The sequence below is a fragment of the Actinomyces minihominis genome, from assembly GCF_900187855.1.
Classification (GTDB): domain Bacteria; phylum Actinomycetota; class Actinomycetes; order Actinomycetales; family Actinomycetaceae; genus Scrofimicrobium; species Scrofimicrobium minihominis.
The window spans coordinates 1-17848 of record NZ_FYEG01000011.1 but is presented as its reverse complement, the minus strand read 5'-3'; the positions used below and the strand labels follow the sequence as shown (position 1 = coordinate 17848).

The following is a 17848-nucleotide window of genomic DNA, read 5'->3' as shown; positions in this document are numbered from 1 at the left end:
CCTGAGATTTGTTCTCATGAGTGGGGGCGCGAAGAGGATTCTCTCCGCGCCCCCACTGCTAAAAATGACCGCTAGGTCCAGGCTGGTTAGCCGATCTCTGCCTGAATGTCAGAGATCATCTTTGCCCAAGCCTCTGCCGGGTTTACATCGCCAGCAATGATCTGAGCCTCGGTGCGGCCCCAGGGGGTCCACACTGCAGCCATCTCAGGGATGGAAGGCATTGGCTGTGCATCAGCACCGGCAGCGATGAAACCTGCGGTGACCGGGTTCTGTGCTGCAATTTCCTGTGCCGAGATCAGGGCCGGGGGACGACCGCCGGCCTCGTACATGGCGATCTGAGCGGTCTCAGAAGCCAGGTAGTTGGTGAGGAGGTCATTGGCAATCAGCGGGTTCTTCGACTGTGCGGAGAGGTAGAAGCCCTGAACACCAGCGAAAGGCTGTGCGGGCAGGCCACCGGCCGAGGGGACCGGGTCGATTGCGATTTCGACGTCACCGAAGGAGTCGAGCATCCACGGACCACCGATCAGGAAGGGCGACTCGCCCTTCGAGAATGCGTCTACAACGATGTCGTAGGTGCGGTCCTGGTTGAAGACATCGGTGCCCTTATGACCGTTGTCCTGCAGGAACTGTGCGAACTCGTCGCCACCCGTTGCCAGGTTCAGCTCGTTTGTGAAGGAGCCGTCAGCGTTCTGCTTGAAAACGGTGGAGCCGAAGGAGGACTGCAGCGGGTAGAAGGTGTAGGGGTCGCCCTCTTCACCATTCATCTGTACAAGGAACTTGTACTTGGTACCTGCGGCCTCAGCGGCTGCCATTGCGTCATCCCAGGTCGCGGGAGCTTCGGGAGCCAGCGCTACGTTACGGATCAGCGCAATGTTCTCTATTGCGTAGGGAAGGCCGTAGAGGGAGCCGTCGTAGGTGAACGCCGAAATCGCGGTCTCCTGGAACTCCGAAGCCTTGTCGCCGAGCTCGATCGGAGCTACGACACCATTGGCGGTGAACTCACCCAACCAGTCGTGTGCGCCAACGGTGATGTCCGGGCCCTTGCCGGTCGGGACCTGTGCGGAGAAGTCTGCACGGATCTCATCAAAGTTCTTGAGAACCAGGTTGACCTTGGTTCCCGTTGCTTCGGTGAACTCGGTTGCAGCGGCCTCAACAGCTGCCTGGCGGGTCTCATCGACCCACACCGTAAGTTCGCCGTCAGCGGTTTCGGTAACGCCGGTCTCTTCGCCGCTCTGCTCCGGAGTCGTCGTCTCATCGGAAGTACCGGAGGAGCATCCACCGAGCACCAGTGCGAGGGCCGCGGTAGCTGCTGCGCCAGCAAATACTGATTTACGCATTTAAACTACTTTCAGTTTGTCTTATGGATATCAGGGCCCCGTTTTTCGGGCACACAATTGCATGCTCCAACGGGGCTCCAGATGTCTTCACGCTAGTCCACACCGAACGCAATTTCAGGTTCGGAGCAGAAGGTCACACAATCTGTAACCGAAACGAAACATGCTTTGTGACGTGGATCAAAGAAGGCCCGCTACACCTTTATGACACTGCTGTCACGGCGTAAGGGGCCCACTGAAAAGTAGTGACTATCAGAACCTAATGTAGGCCGAAGGCGTCGCATAGATTGCGCGTTGCGAGACGCCGACCCTAGGGTTACCCGCGTCGATCATTACCCCCGGGGAGACGTAGATTCCCACGTGCGATCCCCCACCCAGAACAACGATGTCACCCGGAGCAGGATTGGACACCCTGCGTCCCTGGCTCAGCTGCTGGTAGGAGTTACGCGGGATGTTCACGCCCATCTCCCTGTAGACGTACTGCGTCAGTCCGGAGCAATCGAAGCTGTTCGGACCTGTTGCGCCGAGGACGTAGGACTTCCCGACCTGCTTCTGAGCCACAGAGAGCAAGGTCTTGGTAGGAACGGTTGGTTTGGGAGGCTGGCATGTCGAGGTGTGCGCAGCATCGCTCACCGCCGCGGTACCACCGAGGATGACCTTGTTGGTGGCCTGCTTCGAGACCGCTTCGATATCCTTCGGCCTGCAGTCAGACCTGGTCAAGACAATGGGTGACTCCACAACCGTTGCAGCTGAAACCCCGGCCAGCGCATCTGGGAATGAAGTCCCGACGGTAAACGTGAGGGGCTTCGAACCGGTGCCGTAGAACGCATTCGCGACCTTCGCGCTTGTTGCATAGCGGTTCGCCCCCGCATAGACCGTCACCGCATCGGTCGAGGATGCTGCTTTGATCTTCGTCAGTTGCGCAGCTGGCCAGGTCCCACCAATGATGCTGACACTGGTCGGCTTCAGCCGCGTGATTGCCTGTTCAGCTTCAGTTCCGAGCACGTTTCGCTGGGTGAGAATGACGGGGCCTCCAGACTTAACCGCTGGGGCTCCGGCGACCACTCCATCTGCGAAGTCCGCACCCGTGGTGAGGAAGACTGGGGAGCCGGGTTCAAAGCACTCCGCGATCGCGGCGGAGGTCTCGTAGCGACTGCCACCGGCAAACCGGACCACCGTAACCTCTTCAGCGCTGCGCCCCGTGGCGGCAACAGCCGCTGACTCAACCGACTGTGAAACCGCCGCTGTCCCACCCGCAATGTAAACGTGCGTTGGCGCGGTCTCCTCAATAACGCGTCGGGTTTCTGGGCTCAGAGAACCCGGGGCCGTAAGTAGAAGAGGCCAACCAGCATGACCAGCTAGAGCCCCGAGGGAGAGACCGTCCGAGAAGTTGGTTCCCGACGCAATAAAGACAGCACTTGAGGCGCCCGTTGGTACTGCAGCGACTGTCTGGGCCACCTTTGCGGAAGTCTCATAGCGCGTGGCCCCTGAGATTCGGTACACGGAGCTGGGGATCGTTCCGGTGAAGTTAGCCTGGGGAATCTCGCAGGGGGAGGCCGGAGCCGACGCCGTATTATCGGTTGACGTTTGATCGACGGCCCTTGACTTCAAGACCTCGAGTGGTTCCTCGGAATCTTCGACCGACTGAGGAAGATTCTGCGGGATGTCTGTTGGCTCTTCGAGGGGGGCGATCCCGTTTTCAAGTTCCGTCTGCTCCGCGGATCCTTCGGGATATCCCTCGGTGGGGACCGCTACGGCCTGTCCTGCTATCGCCATGGAGGCGACTAGTGAGAGAAGGCCGGCCGAGGCAATCGCGGCAGATTTAACCAGATGGTTGCCATTCTTGCGAAGCACCCATTTTCCTGACTGTTGACGACATTTCCAGGGATGACCCAACCCCTAGGGGTCGAACTACGTCATCACCAGCCACCAAGTTAACACGTAGGGCGCCACTCTACGCTTGCTTTTGTAAGGCATTGCTCAGGCCAACACCGAACCTTGACACGCGATATGCATATCGTTTTCAAAGCCTTAACTTAACCATTAAGGCTTCTTTACAACTTCTTTGGGGGAGGATTCAGGGACCTCCCCCATATCCATCACTATCTTCCCCGGATTAGCATTGCCCCATATCAACCTGAAGCGTGTCACCAGTAGAGAGAACTTCGATGAGCGAAGACAAGAACCGAGACCAGTCCCCCGCCGTTCAGCAGACCGTTGCGAAAGAGAACATCTACTTCACCCCTGAAGCGACTCCACAGAATGCTCCGTACGAGCAGTCTGTTCCGTCCGAGAGCAACCCCTACGCCCAGACCTATCCGACCTCTGGCGGTTACGGGCAGCCCTACGCAACCCCTACCTTTGAGCAGTTCACAGTTGAGGAAGTGCCCTGGAGCAGCAAGAACAAGCTGGCTGCCGGTTTGTTTGGCATCCTGCTTGGCGCTCTCGGGGTACACAACTTCTACCTTGGCTACACCGGCAAGGGCGTTGCCCAACTTCTAATCACGATCCTCTCGTTTGGCATTCTCTCCTGGGTGTCAGGAATCTGGGGCCTCGTCGAAGGGATCCTGATTCTGGCGTCCGAGGTAGGAGCTAAGTGGGATCTCGACGCGTTGGGTCGCCCGATGCGCCCGGTCGGTCAGACCGGGTTCTAGTCGGCAGCCTCCCTCTTCAACCCCCCCGCGCCGTCAACATGAACCCCCTAGATCCCGTAGTAGAGGTCAAACTCCATCGGGTGGGGGCGACTGCTGATGGCGCGGATTTCGTCTCTTTTCAGACCGACCCACATCGAGAGTAGGTCGGGTGTGAAGACCCCTCCATCCACAAGGTACTCATAGTCCTCTTCGAGTGCGTCTAGAGCGGTCCCCAGGCGCGTTGGAACCTGCGCGACCCTTGACTGCCACTTGTGGCTCAGGTGGTAGAGGTCCCGATCCATAGGTTCCGGTGGTTCGATCTGGTTCTGCACACCATCGATACCCGCGAGCAACATGGCTGAGAACGCCAGGTAGGGATTGCCTGAACCGTCCGGGCAACGGAACTCAATGCGCTTCAGGTTTGGGTTCATCCCCGTGACGGGGATACGGATTGCAGCAGAACGGTTTCCCTCAGAGTAGACCAGTGAGGTTGGTGCTTCAAACCCGGGCACGAGACGGTGGTAAGAGTTCACCGTGGGATTGGTGAATGCCAGCAGCGACGGAGCATGCTTGAGAATTCCACCTATGTACCAGCGCGCGGTATCGGAAAGGTTGGCGTAGCCGTCCTCGGCGAAGAACAGGGGCTTCCCGTCCTTCCACAGTGACTGGTGGACGTGCATGCCAGAACCATTTTCTCCGTAGAGGGGTTTGGGCATGAACGTCGCGCTTTTCCCAGCCTTCCACGCCGTGTTTTTCACCAGGTACTTGAAGGTCATCAGGTCATCGGCTGCCTTCAGGAGGGAGTTGAAGCGCCAGTTGATTTCGCTCTGACCCGCAGATCCGACCTCGTGGTGGGCCCGTTCCACCCGAAGTCCCACCTCTTCCATACGGAGGACGATCTCATCCCGCAGGTCGTCGTAGTGGTCTGTGGGAGCAACCGGGAAGTATCCCCCCTTGTGGCGCGTCTTGTACCCCAGGTTTCCGCCCTCTTCTTTGCGCCCCTTGTTCCATTCTGCGCCGGCCGAATCCAGGTGGAAGAATGCAGAGTTGGGCTTGGACTCGTAGCGAACGTCGTCGAAGATGTAGAACTCGGCTTCCGGCGCGAAGTAGGCAGTGTCAGCAATGCCCGAGTCCCGCAGGTACTGCTCTGCTCGAAATGCCACCACCCGCGGGTCCCGGGAGTAGTGCTCCCCCGTTGCAGGATCGAAGACGAAGCAGGCAACGTTGAGCGCCTTTGCCTGACGGAACGGGTCAACGTAGGCGGTGGCGGGATCGGGAATCAAAGTCATGTCAGACTCGTGGATCTTTTGAAACCCGGTAATGGAGGATCCGTCGAAGTTGACGCCTTCCGTGAACACCTCCGGCCCAAATGATGAAGCGGGAATTGTAAAGTGCTGCATCACTCCTGGGAGGTCGCAGAATCTAACATCGACGTTCTGCACTTCCTGCTCGCTAATCTTTGCCAACAGCTCTTCTGATCCGTGCACCATGTCATGGTCCTCTCGCCGGTTCCCCCGCCTGTCGCAGTGGGCCCTGCTACCACCTGCTCTGATCTGTAGATCGAGAATCGAGGTCGTGCATCGCAAAAGTATATTTACTACACACCTGGATCATGTTTGAAGCGTCCAGAAAACCTCTGGCAGTTCATGAGCGGAGTATTCTAATCCGGATCTTCACCACTGCGTCTTCGCACTAGCCCCACTGTGCCTTGTATCTGTGCTGGGCTTCCTTCGGGGTCGAGGACGTCCTGGCACTCAACGATCGGTCGTTGCATCTGGCGGGTCTATTGGTTTTGTGTCGAAAACGGTGTCCGCGATCTTGAGCAGTCGCTCACTATTGACAATCGCCAGTCCCCTCTTGATGTCACCGAGGATGAGAACACTGTCCCCGGGCTCAATCCCGAAGATATCTCTGGCTTCTTTAGGAATGACCAGCTGGCCTTTCTCGCCGATCTTTGCGGTCCATGCGTACTTCCCTTTTGGGCGTTTGGCCATTTGAGTCTTTCTGAAATTGGAGCTGCGCTACTATAAAAGTATGAAAAGTATGCCTGAGGATACAAGTAAGATTAGTGGGGTTGTTAGCCCCATCGCGGCCATCTTAGTAGATCATGTGCAGTGCGCATTGGGAGGCAAGGAGATCCTTCATAATGTGTCGTTCCAGGTGAACCAGGGTGACATTTTTGGGTTCATCGGCCCGAATGGTGCGGGAAAAACCACGACCATCCGGACAGTTCTGGGGCTGTATCGAACTACAGGCGGGACTGTTTCAATCCTTGGTGATCCTGCTGGTTCTGCCGCTGCTCGGGCGAAAACCGGAGTCGTGTTTGACCAGGATGGTCTGTTTGATGATCTCACTGCAGCCGCGAACATTGCGTACTATTTAGAGCTTTACAACCGTCCCCCGGACCCGACCATTGTTACCCGGGTGCTCAACCATGTCGGTTTGGCAGATAGGGCCAACGACAAAGTCAGAACCTTCTCCAGGGGAATGCGTCAAAAAGTGGCTATCGCCCGCGCCGTTGCTCATGATCCTCAGGTGTTGATCATGGATGAGCCGACCTCAGGAGTCGACCCCGTATCGCAAATCCAGATTCACGATCTAATTACACAGCTGGTACAAGACCACGGCAAGACCGTAATGATTAGCTCGCACAACCTGGACGAAGTCCAACGACTGTGTAATCGCATCGCCCTCATCGGGCAGGGAAAAATACTGCTCCAGGGCACTATGAGTGAAATATCCGCAACGACAGGACCCGAGACGATCAGTGCCACGACTCAGAAACCGTTTGATGAGGGGGCGGCAGAGACTCTGAGCAGCATCGACGGATTGACCATCGAGACGATCCAAGGATCGCAGCTCTGCTTCACTCTTGACCCCAACACCACGGTGTCAGAAGCAGTGGCGGCTTTAGCAGCGCGCGGAGTGGAACTCACAAGTTTCACTTCCAACAGTGCCCGGCTAGAGCAAGTCTTTGCAGCAGCCGTCAAGAGTGCGGACTCACCAGCATGATCCGGGTTCTCTGGGCTGCCGCGGTGCGCAACACGGTCTCGACGCTTCGCACCTACAGCCTCGTGTTTCTCTACGGAGCGATCACCGTCTTGGTGATAGCACTGACAGTAGTGATGACAGGAAGCCTGGGGCTCAAACCGTTGGCCGCTCATGATCCACAGAGCCCAATCATCGGTGTCATCCTGGGGACAACCGGGACTACAGCGGGACTGATTGCAGGTGGCCTCGCATTCACCATCCTTTTCGGATCTCCCCTGACTCGTGAGCAAACGACAGGACGTCTTCTTGTTCAGGTTGCCTCTCCCCTGGGCGCGAAGGGAACTTGGATTGCACGATCTGCTTCCCTCTGGGCGATTGCCTGGGTAGTCTCCGTTTTAGCAGCCTTCTCAGCCGTTTCGTTGATGCGGACCGCTTGGGCACAGAACTATTCGATGAGCTCAGTCCCAAGCGAGTACTACTGGTCCACTTTTCTCATCCTGCCGGTGTTCCTGGCAGGCACTGCGGCGATCATCAACGCGATCGGGCTTACCAGTAACGCAGTGGCGGGTTCGGCAGCCGCCAACGGCATCTACATCGGAGCCATCGTGCTGGTTGCACGGCTGGGAGCTGCGGGTATCAGCCCCAAATGGCTGATGACGTGGCTGGGAATCCTAGCTGGGGCGACAGTCGTCGCCGCAGCAGTTCTAGGAATCTTGGTAACCAAAGAGAAAGTGACTTTGGCATGTCGATGAAACGTGCGGTATCAGTAGTCACACGAGTAACACTACGAGAATGTCTAGGTTCATCAGGAATGCTGGTGTCCTTCGGACTTGTCAGCATTCTTGTTTTGATAGCCTCAGGCACCGCCCGCCTGTGGGCAACCGAAGACAGCGCCACAATCATTGTTCTGCTGGCCCCACTGATCGTGACACTGTTCCTTCTGATGTCCTATGTCAGCGGGCCACTAACCCGTGACATGGCTTCAGGCACGACACTAACTCTCAGAGCATCCGCCGTATCAACAAGCGCAGTAGTCCTAGGAATATCAGCAGCCCTCATCCTTATTGCTGCACTCCCCACCCTTGTTCTGATGGTTGGCACAATCATGATCTCCGGGGTCTACACTCACATCTGTGTTCCGTTCATCCTCACCGCACTCATAGCCGCACCTCTCACAGCAATCTCCTGCACCACCGTGACAATTGGAATGGCACTGTGGCGCGGAGCCAACATGGCGCTTGTCGTCCCCTGGATCACAACCATGCTTCTCGGAGCCACCCTGCTGGTCTTGTCTATGCTTGCTGAAATGCCGACCACATCCGTTGGGCCCCTCGCAATAGTCTGGGCCGTATCCCTGACAATGGCCCTCCTGGCGGTGGCAACACTGACTGCATTGCCAGCACAACTCAGGAATTGACCGGCCCTTCAACCGGGTAAAGAACCCGACTGGTACCCACTACCACCGTGAACAACTCAGAATCGGGTATGCGGCCATTAGCGGTGTCTAAACTATTGATCTTTCGTTGCGGTGGTGTGGGAAAGTCGTGATGGTTATGCTCTCAAACCTTACGGTTTGGTAAAGACCTCTAGATCCCCGGATTCACGGATTTGTGTGCTAGGCCCGGTATTGCTGGTCTTGAAACATGGGAAGACCTGCATCAACCAAGAAGTGTCCGGCCTGCGGCGAGCCAGAGCTCAAACGTAACGGGACCCGTAACGGCAAGGTTCGTTGGCGGTGTACTAACTGCAATGCCAGTGCCACACGCCGCCGACAAGACCAGAAGGAACTCGCTACCTTTGCACGATTCCTAACCTGGATCAGTGGGAAACAGACACAAAAACACTTCGATGCCACCACCACAGGCCGAAGCCTACGCAGACGCATCTCTTGGTGTTGGAACATTCCTGTTCCTACCCCACCAGTAACAGGAAAAATCCATGACCAGATCTTCATTGATGGCACCTACCTGGCTTACGGGTGGTGTCTACTCATCACTCGATCAAGTACCGGCCTAATCCTGGGATGGCAGTGGAATCAATCAACAACCAGGTCAAGCAAGTCATCAAAGCCCACCCCGGACTACCCGAAAACCACCTCACCTGCGCCATCGAATGAGTCCTCCACTCCTACACCCAAGACCCCGCCACCCCGAGACAGATCCTCAAAAACTGGCAAACCACGGGTAAACCCACCCCAACACCGAAAAAGGACTCTGACCCAGAAAAGGCTGGGCCGGACGAACCCAATAACCCACGACACGTGACACGCCCAAACCCAGAGTTTAGACACCAATTCTGGCCGCTATCCCAACAAAGCCGAACGGCACACACTCGCCGCTGACCGCGACAAGCTTCGTGACGAACGCCGGAGCTTGCTGCACGCACACCACGCCGGAGCCGTCCCGCTCGATCTCCTCAAGGAAGAACAGGACAGCATCGCCAGACGGCTCACGTTCCTCGACGCGCAGATCGACGCCGGCCAGATCGAGTACGACCAAGCCAAAGCGCACCTCGAAGACTGTCTCGCCTTGGCCGGTGACATGCACGCGATCTACATGAGCATTGACGACTCGCTCAGACGCATCTGCAACCAGGCGTTCTTCGAACGCATCCATGTTTACGAAGTCGAGAACGTCGACACGGTGGAAGGCGAACCCGGTGAACCCTTCGATTCACTTCTCGATCCGAACCTCCACGCCGTAGCACTGACCTACGAGGTCAGGCTGAGTGCAGGGGAGGATGTCAAACCTGCGGACGTCGCAAGTTTGAACATCGAACATTGAGTTGTTTAGTGACCCAATTGGATACAAATCGACGTTAGGGCCAACGTCAAAAGGTTCACGCCAGGTGGGTCAAAAATCAGGCGGGTGCGTCAAACTGGGTTTCTGGGCGGCGCTGGGCCAGATAGATATCGACAGAACTCGAGATGCGGGCCGAAATCTGGCACTCGCCACCTCGTAGCGGGAAGGCAGATTTCGGATCCTCGCCCCGATTATCCGATGTGCCCCCATCTCGGCGGCAACAGCCTTCCGAAGTTTTTTACGCTGCTCTAAGCAGCATGTCGTTGAACCCTGGAAGAGCTGTTGAAGGACTCAGGCGTTCGCTCTAGCACGGTAAAGATAGACCCCGGGCACTAGAGCAAGGACCGCTAGGACAACCCACACGATAACGTAGGGTGCGGGTGCAGCTGTTTGGCCGCTGCCCTCGTACAACCCGCCAATGACCACGGTCGCAAGCGTCACGAAGATGGAGCTGGCTACTGCCTCGGCAATGACCGACGCTGCGGCGACCTGCTCCAGAGTTAGGCCGTCTGGTTCGTGCGGCTCCTCGAACAGTGTGTTCAAGGTGTCCAGGTAGGTCATCCCCATCCCAACGCTGGCAACGGTCCACAGCACCGAGAGCACTATGATCGCGGGCCACGGCATCCCGATCGCGATGCTCACCGCGATGAGCGCGAACGACCCAGCCATCGTAAGCGTGCCGACGGTCGCTCGGTTCGCGTAGGCACGAAATCCCTTGGCCGGCCGGACGCCCGTCAGTAAGCCGATCAGCGCCCAAGCGAGTCCGCCGCACAGAACGACCACTCCAAGAGCCTGAGCGCCGGCCGCGTAGACGTCGTGGTGGGTGAGCGTGATGACCTCGTTCGCCGCAAAGTATGTGCCGGTGAGGAAAAACATGACCGCAATCGCCGCATAACGAGGGGAGGAGTTGGTAAAAGTCCCGGGCGGAAGCACTTTGACGGCACCGGCGATCAACACGGCTACCCCGGCAAGCACCAATACGATTCGGAGCACCCCAGTCACCGGGGCGATGGTGAGGGCCAGGCCGGATCCCAGCATCACAGCGCCGCGTAAATCCAGCGGAGAGGGCCGGGACTTCGTCCTCGTCTTCAGGTTCATCGCGATGATCCATCTGGCCAGGACTAGCAACGGAAGGTAGATCAGCATGGACCAACGCCACGACAGCAGGTGCGTCACCCACGCCGCGTAGGTTGGCCCCACGATTGAGGCGATGACCCAGCTGGCCGACGAGAAGGCCAAAGTAAGGCGGCGTGCCCGGCCCTCAAGTCCAAGGGCCACCGCTCCGATCGTTGCCGTCGCCATGGCGCCGCCAGCGAAGGATCTAATGACCTGACCCAGGAGATAGGCCCACACGTTGGGACTGACGGCGGAGATGATCGCCCCGGCAGTGACCCCGAGCGTGAGGACCATTAGCAGCGGCGGGAGCCGGAACCGAGAGATCAGGTTCGCGCCGATCGGCAAAGCAATGAACTGGGCGATAGCTCCAGAGCCAATAATCAGCCCATAGAAGCTCTGAGCATCCAGGTCTGCCGCCATGATCGGCAGGATCAGCTGAGTCAGGTAGCTCTGCATCCCCGCGATCAATTCAGTGGTCACCAACGCAACTGCAAGCACTAACTGACGACCAGATGAAAGCTCAGACATGGCTAGCAGTGCGGCAGTGGGAAGTAGTTCAGCGAGTCCACATTGGTCGGCGCTTCGGCCAATCCGAGTACTACGGGTTCACGCTGGATAACTCCACCGCCAAGGTGCATGTCCCCCACGGCAAAGTTGGGAACCAGGCCGGGGACCAAGACTCTCAGCACCTCCACCCCCAGAGCTCGCACATCAGCACTCGTAACGTCAACTACTATCGGCTCCAGGCCGAGCTTTCGCAGAACTTCCAGGTAGGTCTCAAGAGACTCGGGCCTACTCGGGTAGAGCGGTCGCTTAGCCTGCAGCGCTTGTGGGAACAGCCAGGGATCCGTGAACGCTGGGGATCGAGGGTCCAGGTTAGCTTGCTGCTGAAGCATCAGATCCCGCAAGTCATGGAAGTTCCCAGAGTAGTCTTCCAAGTACGCCCTATCCTCTCTCCAGGGCTTGGCCACGCCTTCCCACAGCTCCCCTCTGGTGATCGCCCTAAAGAGTTCGCCCTCCGGGTCAAGAAGATCAAAGCTACCTGCCTGTAGCGTGCACGCCTCGGTGAGCGCTTTTAGCGCAGCGGCCTCCGTATCGAGCCTGCACGCAAACCCTGTGTTGGTCGTCCCTCGGCTGAAGTTTCGTATCGTTGCCGCAACGATAGGAACACCGAAGCGATTAGGGATATCCAAGATGGAAACGATGTTGCCTTTGTCGTTAAGCTCCCCGACAACCTCGAGCACACGGTCCGAAAACTCAGGGTCAAGTCCGCGCGCAAACGGCACGTTGTGCCACCAACACATTGTCGCGTGCCGCTCGAACACCTCTTGGATGGCGTTCATGAGAGCGAACTCCGTGGTGGGTCCGGATGAGATCCCGGTGTACGCCGGGGCGTTGATGGGCGGGAGGGGATAGTCCCCGACTCTCCCCAGCCGTCTATGGTTGACGTACACCATTGTCAATGGAACGTAGATCGACTCTCCGTCGTAGACACTGCGGCCCTCTACCCAAGTTGTTACCGTGTCGTCATCAAAATCGCAGAACGGAAAGCCTTGATCTGACAGTTGGCGTTCAGAAAAAAGGATCAAGTCCTTAGGGTTGACCAACGTAAGCCCGCGAGATCCCAGATCCCTCCGGGAACCGACCACGAGTTCTTTTCCCTCCACTATGTTCGCACAGTAGCGTTCATAGGCTTCTCCGATGGCCGCCAGTTCCGCTCCCTGCACATCGCCGAACGTGCTCCCCTGACAAACCGTGTTGTTCGCCCAAGGGGACACATGACGGAGGTCAGCCACATCGGCCTGCACCGTTACCAGGTCCGCTGGGAGCGTGGACCCCATATGGATCCTCCGCAGCTTTCGGATGATGCCGTGTTTAGGATGGCGCGCCTCGGGGCTTTTGTAATCAACCTCGCTTGCCAGGCCAGTGAGCACTTCGTTGGACCAAAGAGGAAGCAAAACTGAGGACATGCGTTCACCCGACTGGAGGTTCAATTCGGTGATGCGATAATCGCAGGACTCTCGGCTGGCTGAGTCATCCAGAGCACCACTCGATATGATTATCTGGACTACGTCGGCCACCAGATCCCACTCGGCATTATAAGTGGCCTCCTCGCCCACCAGGTCAAACAGGGCGGGATCCGGAAAATTGGACTTTCTGCGCGCAAAGAGGTGCGGCACGAGAGGCCCGGTTTCACTGTCGCTCCTCGGGCCGATGGTCACCACGGGATAGGAGATCTCAACCAGTCGGAATTGAAGGCCTGCCGCCAATGCCTCATCCTCTAGGACGCGCTTCCTATCGATGGATGTGGATGCGGTGAGGACGACGAGGCTAGAGCCCCTAAGCACGTCGAGCTGACGGATTAGCTCTTCGGGTTGAATTTCAGGGTCCGAGTCAAGAACGACGGTCAAACCCTCGCTATTCTCAGTTGCCAACCCACCCGCCTCGCCCGTCCCAACAGACGGTAGAGGCCGACTCAGGGCGAAGTTAGGCGGAACGGCAACATGACGCCTCGGGACAAAAAGGCGCCCATCATCACTTTTTACAGCTTTGATGAGCCCACCCACCTCCCAGAGCTGAGTGACAGCCACCTAGTCCTCCGATCTAGGTGGGATCCACCGAAGGGTGGTGGTTGCCGTTCGGCGCAAGGATGTTCTCTGAACGGGGCTCTAACTCGACTTCGAGAAACTCGTTATCTAGGTCGACGTCGGGCACGATGACTTTTGGTTGCATTGCTGTTCCTTCGGTAGCTTGGACTAGCTTCCTTCTAAAGATACCGGAAGTCCCAGCTGGGCGCAGACCTGCAAGTTGTCAGGCGTGAGCACCTCGATGCCACCGGCAGCGCTCGTTGCGGTTGTTTCGACGCGGGCAGGGCGATCGCAACGTGAATGAATGATGCCGGCCCGATCGGTCCCGGTCCAGGGCCATCGTCCAGTCAACCTCTGTCGGCAGCCACCTAGAGCCCGCGCACAGCCGGAATCCGCGGTTCTTCTCGCGCGGCCCGGAGACCTCGCTAGGCCACAGCGCGAACGGAGAACCCACGGCTACCTCACCTGCGCTTGTGCGTCTTCTGCCGAGCACGTGAAACCCTCCAAGGCCTCAGTGCCAGTGAACCACGCGAGCATTCGCATTTCCGTCACCTTGGAGAAGCCTTTCGGGAAGGCCAAACAGGTCCTGGAATTCGTCAAGATACCGCCAACTCCCCGGACCCCTGGCACTCAGCCTCGAACTTCGTCCGCAAAGCGAACACTGATCGTGCCGTCAGCGCTGACCTCGGCCTCGGCGACGAGGGTGGTCCAGGCTTCCGGCGTGTAGGTCAGGGGTGGCTGGGTTTGTAGGTAGTCGTGGACTTGGTGGGCCCCTCGGCTTCGGTGTTCCAGGTCGGCGATTGCCTCGGCCACGTCATTCCGCTTCTTATCGGCCGCGAGGTATTTCATTTCGAGGGCCCGGTAGTCAGCTTCGTACTGGTCTGGGTTGAGGGCTTTACTTGCTCCAGCGGAGACCAGCCCGTTGATCCTGGCGACGAGCCCTTCAACTTCTTCCTCAAGCTTGGCGAGTTTGGCGCGGTTCTTGCTGGTGTTGAAGACAGTGGCATCCAGGAACGCCAAGACTTCTCCCCCAACAGTCTCCCTATCTAGGCGTTCCGCGAGGGCCGCCACGAAGGCTTCCTCGACCTGGGTTTCGGTGACGTGGGGCGTGGTGCAACCGGTTTTGTCTCCTTCGTATTTGTTGTTGCATCGCCAGATGTGGCGGGCGTACTTCGATGTGGAATGCCAGGTTTTCCGCCCGAACCACCCTCCGCACCCTCCGCAGCGAATCTTGGCCGCGAAGGGGTGGCTGCTGCGCACACTGGGGTTCTTGCGTCGCTCGGTCTCACGCTGGACTTGTTCCCACACGGCAGGGTCGATGATCGCTTCGTGGTTGCCAGTCACGTAGTACTGGGGCACTTCACCTTCGTTGACCTTGGTTTTCTTGGTCAGGAAATCAACGGTGAGGCTCTTTTGCAAGAGCGCGTCGCCTTTGTATTTTTCGTTTTTGAGGATGGAACGGATGGTGGTAGCCGTCCACTTGGTTTTACCCCTGGGCGTTGGGATGCCCTCTGCTGTGAGTTCACGGGCGATTCTCGCGGGCGCGTGACCGCTCAGGTAGCCCGAGTAAATGCGGCGCACAACCTTGGCTTGGCTCTCATCAATGGCGAGTCCGCCGTCTTCACCTTTCTTATACCCGAGCAGGGATGAGTAGGGAACCATGACCCGCCCATTAGCGAAGGCTCGCCGGTGCCCCCAGGTGACGTTCTCGGAGATAGACCGCGATTCTTCTTGGGCGAGGCTGGACATGATGGTGATGAGCAGCTCGCCCTTGGAGTCAAAAGTCCAAATGTTCTCTTTCTCGAAGAACACCTCGACACCGGCGTCTTTGAGGTTTCGTACCGTGGTGAGGGAATCGACGGTGTTACGGGCGAAACGGGACACGCTTTTGGTGACTATCAAGTCGATCTTGCCTGCGAGGGCGTCTTGGACCATGGAGCGAAACCCGCCGCGTTTGGCGGTGGAGGTGCCGCTGATTCCTTCGTCGGTGTAGATGCCTGCGAGTTCCCAGTCTGCGTGGTTTTGGATGTAGTCGGTGTAGTAGGAGACTTGGGCGGCGTAAGACCCGGATTGTTCTTCCATGTCGGTTGAAACGCGCGCGTATCCCGCGACCCGCCTGGTGGTTTGCTGCGTGGCCGGTCGGTTTGCGTGCATTGGCCGACTCGCGGGGATGGTGGTGACTTTAGACATCGCTTATCACTCCTTTGGCGTAGACGAATCCTTTGGTTTCGCCGTTGTGTAGGTTGGCGCGGACCCTCCCGCCGGGCGCGACGGTGATGTTTTCGATTCGGGTCAAAACGGCTTCTGGGTCCCACTCGTCCAGGCCGAGCGCTTTCACGCACGCGTCTTTGAGGGCCTGTTCGCCAACTTGGGGCGAGCCACAGGGGTTCCCGGTTCCTTGTGTCGCGGTCCAGCACCACCAGAAGACCCGCTTCGCCCCGGCTCGGGTGGTTCGGGTGCGCCGGTGGAAGTGGCGCGAGCACTCGGTGCAGACCACTTTTGAGGTCAGAGCGCTGTATCCTCCGGGACTGCGCGCCAGTCCCACCTGCCGCCTTCTCGCCAGTTCTTTTTGCACGGCCTCGAAAGTGTCGTCATCAATGATTGCCGGGTGCGCATCTTCGATCAGGTACCTGGGCAGCTCCCCGCGGTTCACTGTCGTCGAAGCGTTGTCGGCGATGCGGGTGCGGTAACACTTCTGCGCTAGAACGCGGCCCGTGTAGCGCTCGTTTTCGAGGAGTCTGCGCAGGTTCTTGCCTAGGAATTTCTTCCCGCGCCGCGGTTTCACGCCTTCACGGTTCAACGCTTCGGCTGTGGCCTCGGGGGTGATGCCCGCTAGGTAGTCGTGGAAGAGTCTGCGAACCACGGCGGCTTCTTCTTCGATGATCTCTAGGGTGCCGCCGACGTACCGGTATCCGTAGATTTGGCAGGGTGTGGGTTTGCCCGCCTGGAATCCTCTGGTGATTCCCCACTTGGTGTTCTGGCTGATCTGCTCCGACTCAGCCTGAGCGAACGAGGCCAGCAGGGTGAGCAAGAGTTCTCCGTCAGCGGTGGAGGTGTCGATGTTTTCGCGCTCAAACCGCACCGGCACCCCCAGGCTGGTTAGTTCGCGCACGGCTGCCAGCAGGTCCACGGTGTTGCGGGCAAACCGGGAGATGCTCTTCGTCAAAATCAGGTCTACTTCGCCTGCGCGGGCGGCGTCCATGAGGTGGTTGAACCCGTCGCGTTTGCGGGTGCTGGTGCCGGTGATTCCTTCATCTGAGTAGACGCCCACATATTCCCAGGTCGGGTTTCCTTGGATGAGGCGAGAGTAGTAAGAAACCTGCGCGGCAAAGGACGCGGGCAGCCGCCCGACATCGCTGGAGACCCGGGCGTAAGCGGCCACTTTTAGTCTTTTTGGTGGGGCCGGTTTGGCCGGGATTACTTCTAGTGTTCTCAAGGGTGCTCCCCTCCCCTGCTCGACCTCTTTGTTGTGTCCATACACGCTCTAAACTCCCCGGTTATCAAGTCGGACCTGCAGCAACAAAGACCCCACCAGGGAGCGATTTTGTCGGGCGAGCCGAGCACGGGCTGTATCCGCTTCGGTGGTGGTTAGGATGCCTCGCTCGAGCAGTGTGTCAACGAACGCGATGGCCTGAAATAGGCGCACCTCGGCGTCAAAACGCTCTGGGGTCACCGTCTGCCGCCTTTGGTGCCGAAACGAGCCTGGACGTAGCAGGCGTGGGTGCAGTATTTACGCTTCCGGTTCCCGTACGCCATGAACTCGGTCCCGCAGTGGGCGCAGGTGAAGGAGTACAGGGCTTTTCGGTTGAGGCGCTCTGGGTGCTGATGCCACCAGTCGAGGCGACATTTAGCCGAGCAGAATCTGCGCGCTTGCTCCCCGTCTGGCAGGTTGGTTTTGCATTGTTCGCACACGCCCTCCACCCGGGCGGTGTCGGTGGGTGTTCTACGGCAGATTGATTTCGCCGTATTTCGGGGCACGCCTGTGGTTTCGCTGATTTCTCCGTAGGTGTGTCCTCTGCGGCGCAGCTCCACGACGCGCTCACGAACCAAAGCGTCCATGACTGGCTCCCTTCTCGAAAGTTCCCTTACTTGGAGGGCTCCGAGAAGGCCCGAAATATAACCCCACGCCGAAAACCCGGGTCTTAAACGCAAAAAGCGCCCCACCTGCACGCGCTTCCGGAGAAGAAGACGTACAGGTGGGGCGGTTAGAAGTGGCTGTTGTTAGTAGCCGAGTTTCTGGTTGACCCTGGCTTGTACGGCGGCGTAGTTGGCGCCGAGGCGGCGTTTGCGCTCTTCGCCGTTGCCGTAGTCCCCGCGGATCACGGCGTTCGCGAGGGCTTCAATGTTGACCGCCGCAGGCTTACTCGCAGCGGGCTTACTGGCCG

Annotated in this window: 16 protein-coding genes and 1 pseudogene; 6 read left to right on the top strand and 11 right to left on the bottom strand. The window is 58.3% G+C overall.

All coding sequences use genetic code 11. The annotated features are described in order from the left end of the window. Positions 1–86: 86 nt before the first annotated feature. Both CS903_RS08765 and CS903_RS08760 read right to left on the bottom strand, forming a co-directional pair. Positions 87–1337, bottom strand: coding sequence for a sugar ABC transporter substrate-binding protein (locus CS903_RS08765; RefSeq protein ID WP_099333183.1), 1251 nt, complete (start codon positions 1335–1337; stop codon positions 87–89). Positions 1338–1586: 249 nt separating this feature from the next. Further along, entirely contained in the window at positions 1587–3188 is a 1602-nt protein-coding gene (locus CS903_RS08760; RefSeq protein WP_099333182.1) for a cell wall-binding repeat-containing protein, read from the bottom strand. A gap of 314 nt (positions 3189–3502) precedes the next feature. Between CS903_RS08760 and CS903_RS08755 the strand changes: the two genes are divergently transcribed. Beyond that, positions 3503–3988 (top strand): TM2 domain-containing protein, encoded by a 486-nt coding sequence (locus CS903_RS08755; RefSeq protein ID WP_099333181.1) that lies wholly within the window; start codon positions 3503–3505, stop codon positions 3986–3988. Between the two features lie 47 nt (positions 3989–4035). Here the strand turns inward: CS903_RS08755 and glnA are convergent, their stop codons facing one another. Beyond that, positions 4036–5457, bottom strand: a complete 1422-nt coding sequence (gene glnA / locus CS903_RS08750) for a type I glutamate--ammonia ligase (RefSeq protein WP_099333180.1) — start codon at positions 5455–5457, stop codon at positions 4036–4038. 264 nt (positions 5458–5721) lie between these two features. Continuing rightward, entirely contained in the window at positions 5722–5961 is a 240-nt protein-coding gene (locus CS903_RS08745) for an AbrB/MazE/SpoVT family DNA-binding domain-containing protein (RefSeq protein ID WP_099333179.1), read from the bottom strand. Positions 5962–6076: 115 nt separating this feature from the next. Between CS903_RS08745 and CS903_RS08740 the strand changes: the two genes are divergently transcribed. The 5 genes and pseudogenes from CS903_RS08740 to CS903_RS09325 all read left to right on the top strand — a co-directional run bounded on the left by CS903_RS08740 (position 6077) and on the right by CS903_RS09325 (position 9741). After that, entirely contained in the window at positions 6077–6979 is a 903-nt protein-coding gene (locus tag CS903_RS08740; protein ID WP_164996723.1) for an ABC transporter ATP-binding protein, read from the top strand. Next, on the top strand, positions 6976–7710 hold the full coding sequence (locus CS903_RS08735) for a hypothetical protein (protein ID WP_099333177.1): 735 nt from the start codon (positions 6976–6978) through the stop codon (positions 7708–7710). Before CS903_RS08740 ends, CS903_RS08735 begins: the two co-directional genes overlap by 4 nt. A 65-nt stretch (positions 7711–7775) precedes the next feature. Then, positions 7776–8375 (top strand): hypothetical protein, encoded by a 600-nt coding sequence (locus CS903_RS08730; RefSeq protein ID WP_129587645.1) that lies wholly within the window; start codon positions 7776–7778, stop codon positions 8373–8375. A gap of 226 nt (positions 8376–8601) precedes the next feature. After that, positions 8602–8709 (top strand): annotated as a pseudogene (locus CS903_RS09805) (transposase-like zinc-binding domain-containing protein); the annotation flags it as partial. 621 nt (positions 8710–9330) lie between these two features. Next, positions 9331–9741 (top strand): hypothetical protein, encoded by a 411-nt coding sequence (locus tag CS903_RS09325; RefSeq protein WP_129587644.1) that lies wholly within the window; start codon positions 9331–9333, stop codon positions 9739–9741. A 309-nt stretch (positions 9742–10050) separates the two neighbouring features. On the opposite strand, the gene CS903_RS08715 is transcribed toward CS903_RS09325, so the two are convergent. The 7 genes from CS903_RS08715 to CS903_RS08685 all read right to left on the bottom strand — a co-directional run bounded on the left by CS903_RS08715 (position 10051) and on the right by CS903_RS08685 (position 17807). Then, positions 10051–11355: an MFS transporter gene (locus tag CS903_RS08715; protein ID WP_242491826.1), complete on the bottom strand. Its 1305-nt coding sequence runs from the start codon at positions 11353–11355 to the stop codon at positions 10051–10053. A gap of 50 nt (positions 11356–11405) precedes the next feature. Beyond that, positions 11406–13310 (bottom strand): YcaO-like family protein, encoded by a 1905-nt coding sequence (locus CS903_RS08710; RefSeq protein WP_129587643.1) that lies wholly within the window; start codon positions 13308–13310, stop codon positions 11406–11408. 169 nt (positions 13311–13479) lie between these two features. Further along, the gene (locus tag CS903_RS09635; RefSeq protein WP_277984885.1) at positions 13480–13608 is read right to left on the bottom strand and encodes a hypothetical protein; all 129 of its coding nucleotides are present in this window, start codon (positions 13606–13608) and stop codon (positions 13480–13482) included. A 485-nt stretch (positions 13609–14093) separates the two neighbouring features. Further along, positions 14094–15653 carry a recombinase family protein gene (locus CS903_RS08705; protein WP_099333171.1) on the bottom strand — a complete coding sequence of 520 codons (1560 nt, stop codon included), beginning with the start codon at positions 15651–15653 and terminating at the stop codon, positions 14094–14096. Continuing rightward, positions 15646–16845 carry a recombinase family protein gene (locus CS903_RS08700; RefSeq protein WP_207203803.1) on the bottom strand — a complete coding sequence of 400 codons (1200 nt, stop codon included), beginning with the start codon at positions 16843–16845 and terminating at the stop codon, positions 15646–15648. Before CS903_RS08700 ends, CS903_RS08705 begins: the two co-directional genes overlap by 8 nt. A 102-nt stretch (positions 16846–16947) precedes the next feature. After that, positions 16948–17136 carry an AsnC family transcriptional regulator gene (locus tag CS903_RS08695; protein WP_099333169.1) on the bottom strand — a complete coding sequence of 63 codons (189 nt, stop codon included), beginning with the start codon at positions 17134–17136 and terminating at the stop codon, positions 16948–16950. Positions 17137–17684: 548 nt separating this feature from the next. Continuing rightward, positions 17685–17807, bottom strand: coding sequence for a hypothetical protein (locus CS903_RS08685; protein ID WP_503089913.1), 123 nt, complete (start codon positions 17805–17807; stop codon positions 17685–17687). Positions 17808–17848: the final 41 nt, after the last annotated feature.

Coding starts and splice junctions, on each gene's coding strand:
- glnA (WP_099333180.1), bottom strand. CDS start 5,457: ATGGTGCACGGATCAGAAGAGCTGTTGGCAAAGATTAGCGAGCAGGAA.
- CS903_RS08765 (WP_099333183.1), bottom strand. CDS start 1,337: ATGCGTAAATCAGTATTTGCTGGCGCAGCAGCTACCGCGGCCCTCGCA.
- CS903_RS09635 (WP_277984885.1), bottom strand. CDS start 13,608: ATGCAACCAAAAGTCATCGTGCCCGACGTCGACCTAGATAACGAGTTT.
- CS903_RS08735 (WP_099333177.1), top strand. CDS start 6,976: ATGATCCGGGTTCTCTGGGCTGCCGCGGTGCGCAACACGGTCTCGACG.
- CS903_RS08755 (WP_099333181.1), top strand. CDS start 3,503: ATGAGCGAAGACAAGAACCGAGACCAGTCCCCCGCCGTTCAGCAGACC.
- CS903_RS08705 (WP_099333171.1), bottom strand. CDS start 15,653: ATGTCTAAAGTCACCACCATCCCCGCGAGTCGGCCAATGCACGCAAAC.
- CS903_RS08745 (WP_099333179.1), bottom strand. CDS start 5,961: ATGGCCAAACGCCCAAAAGGGAAGTACGCATGGACCGCAAAGATCGGC.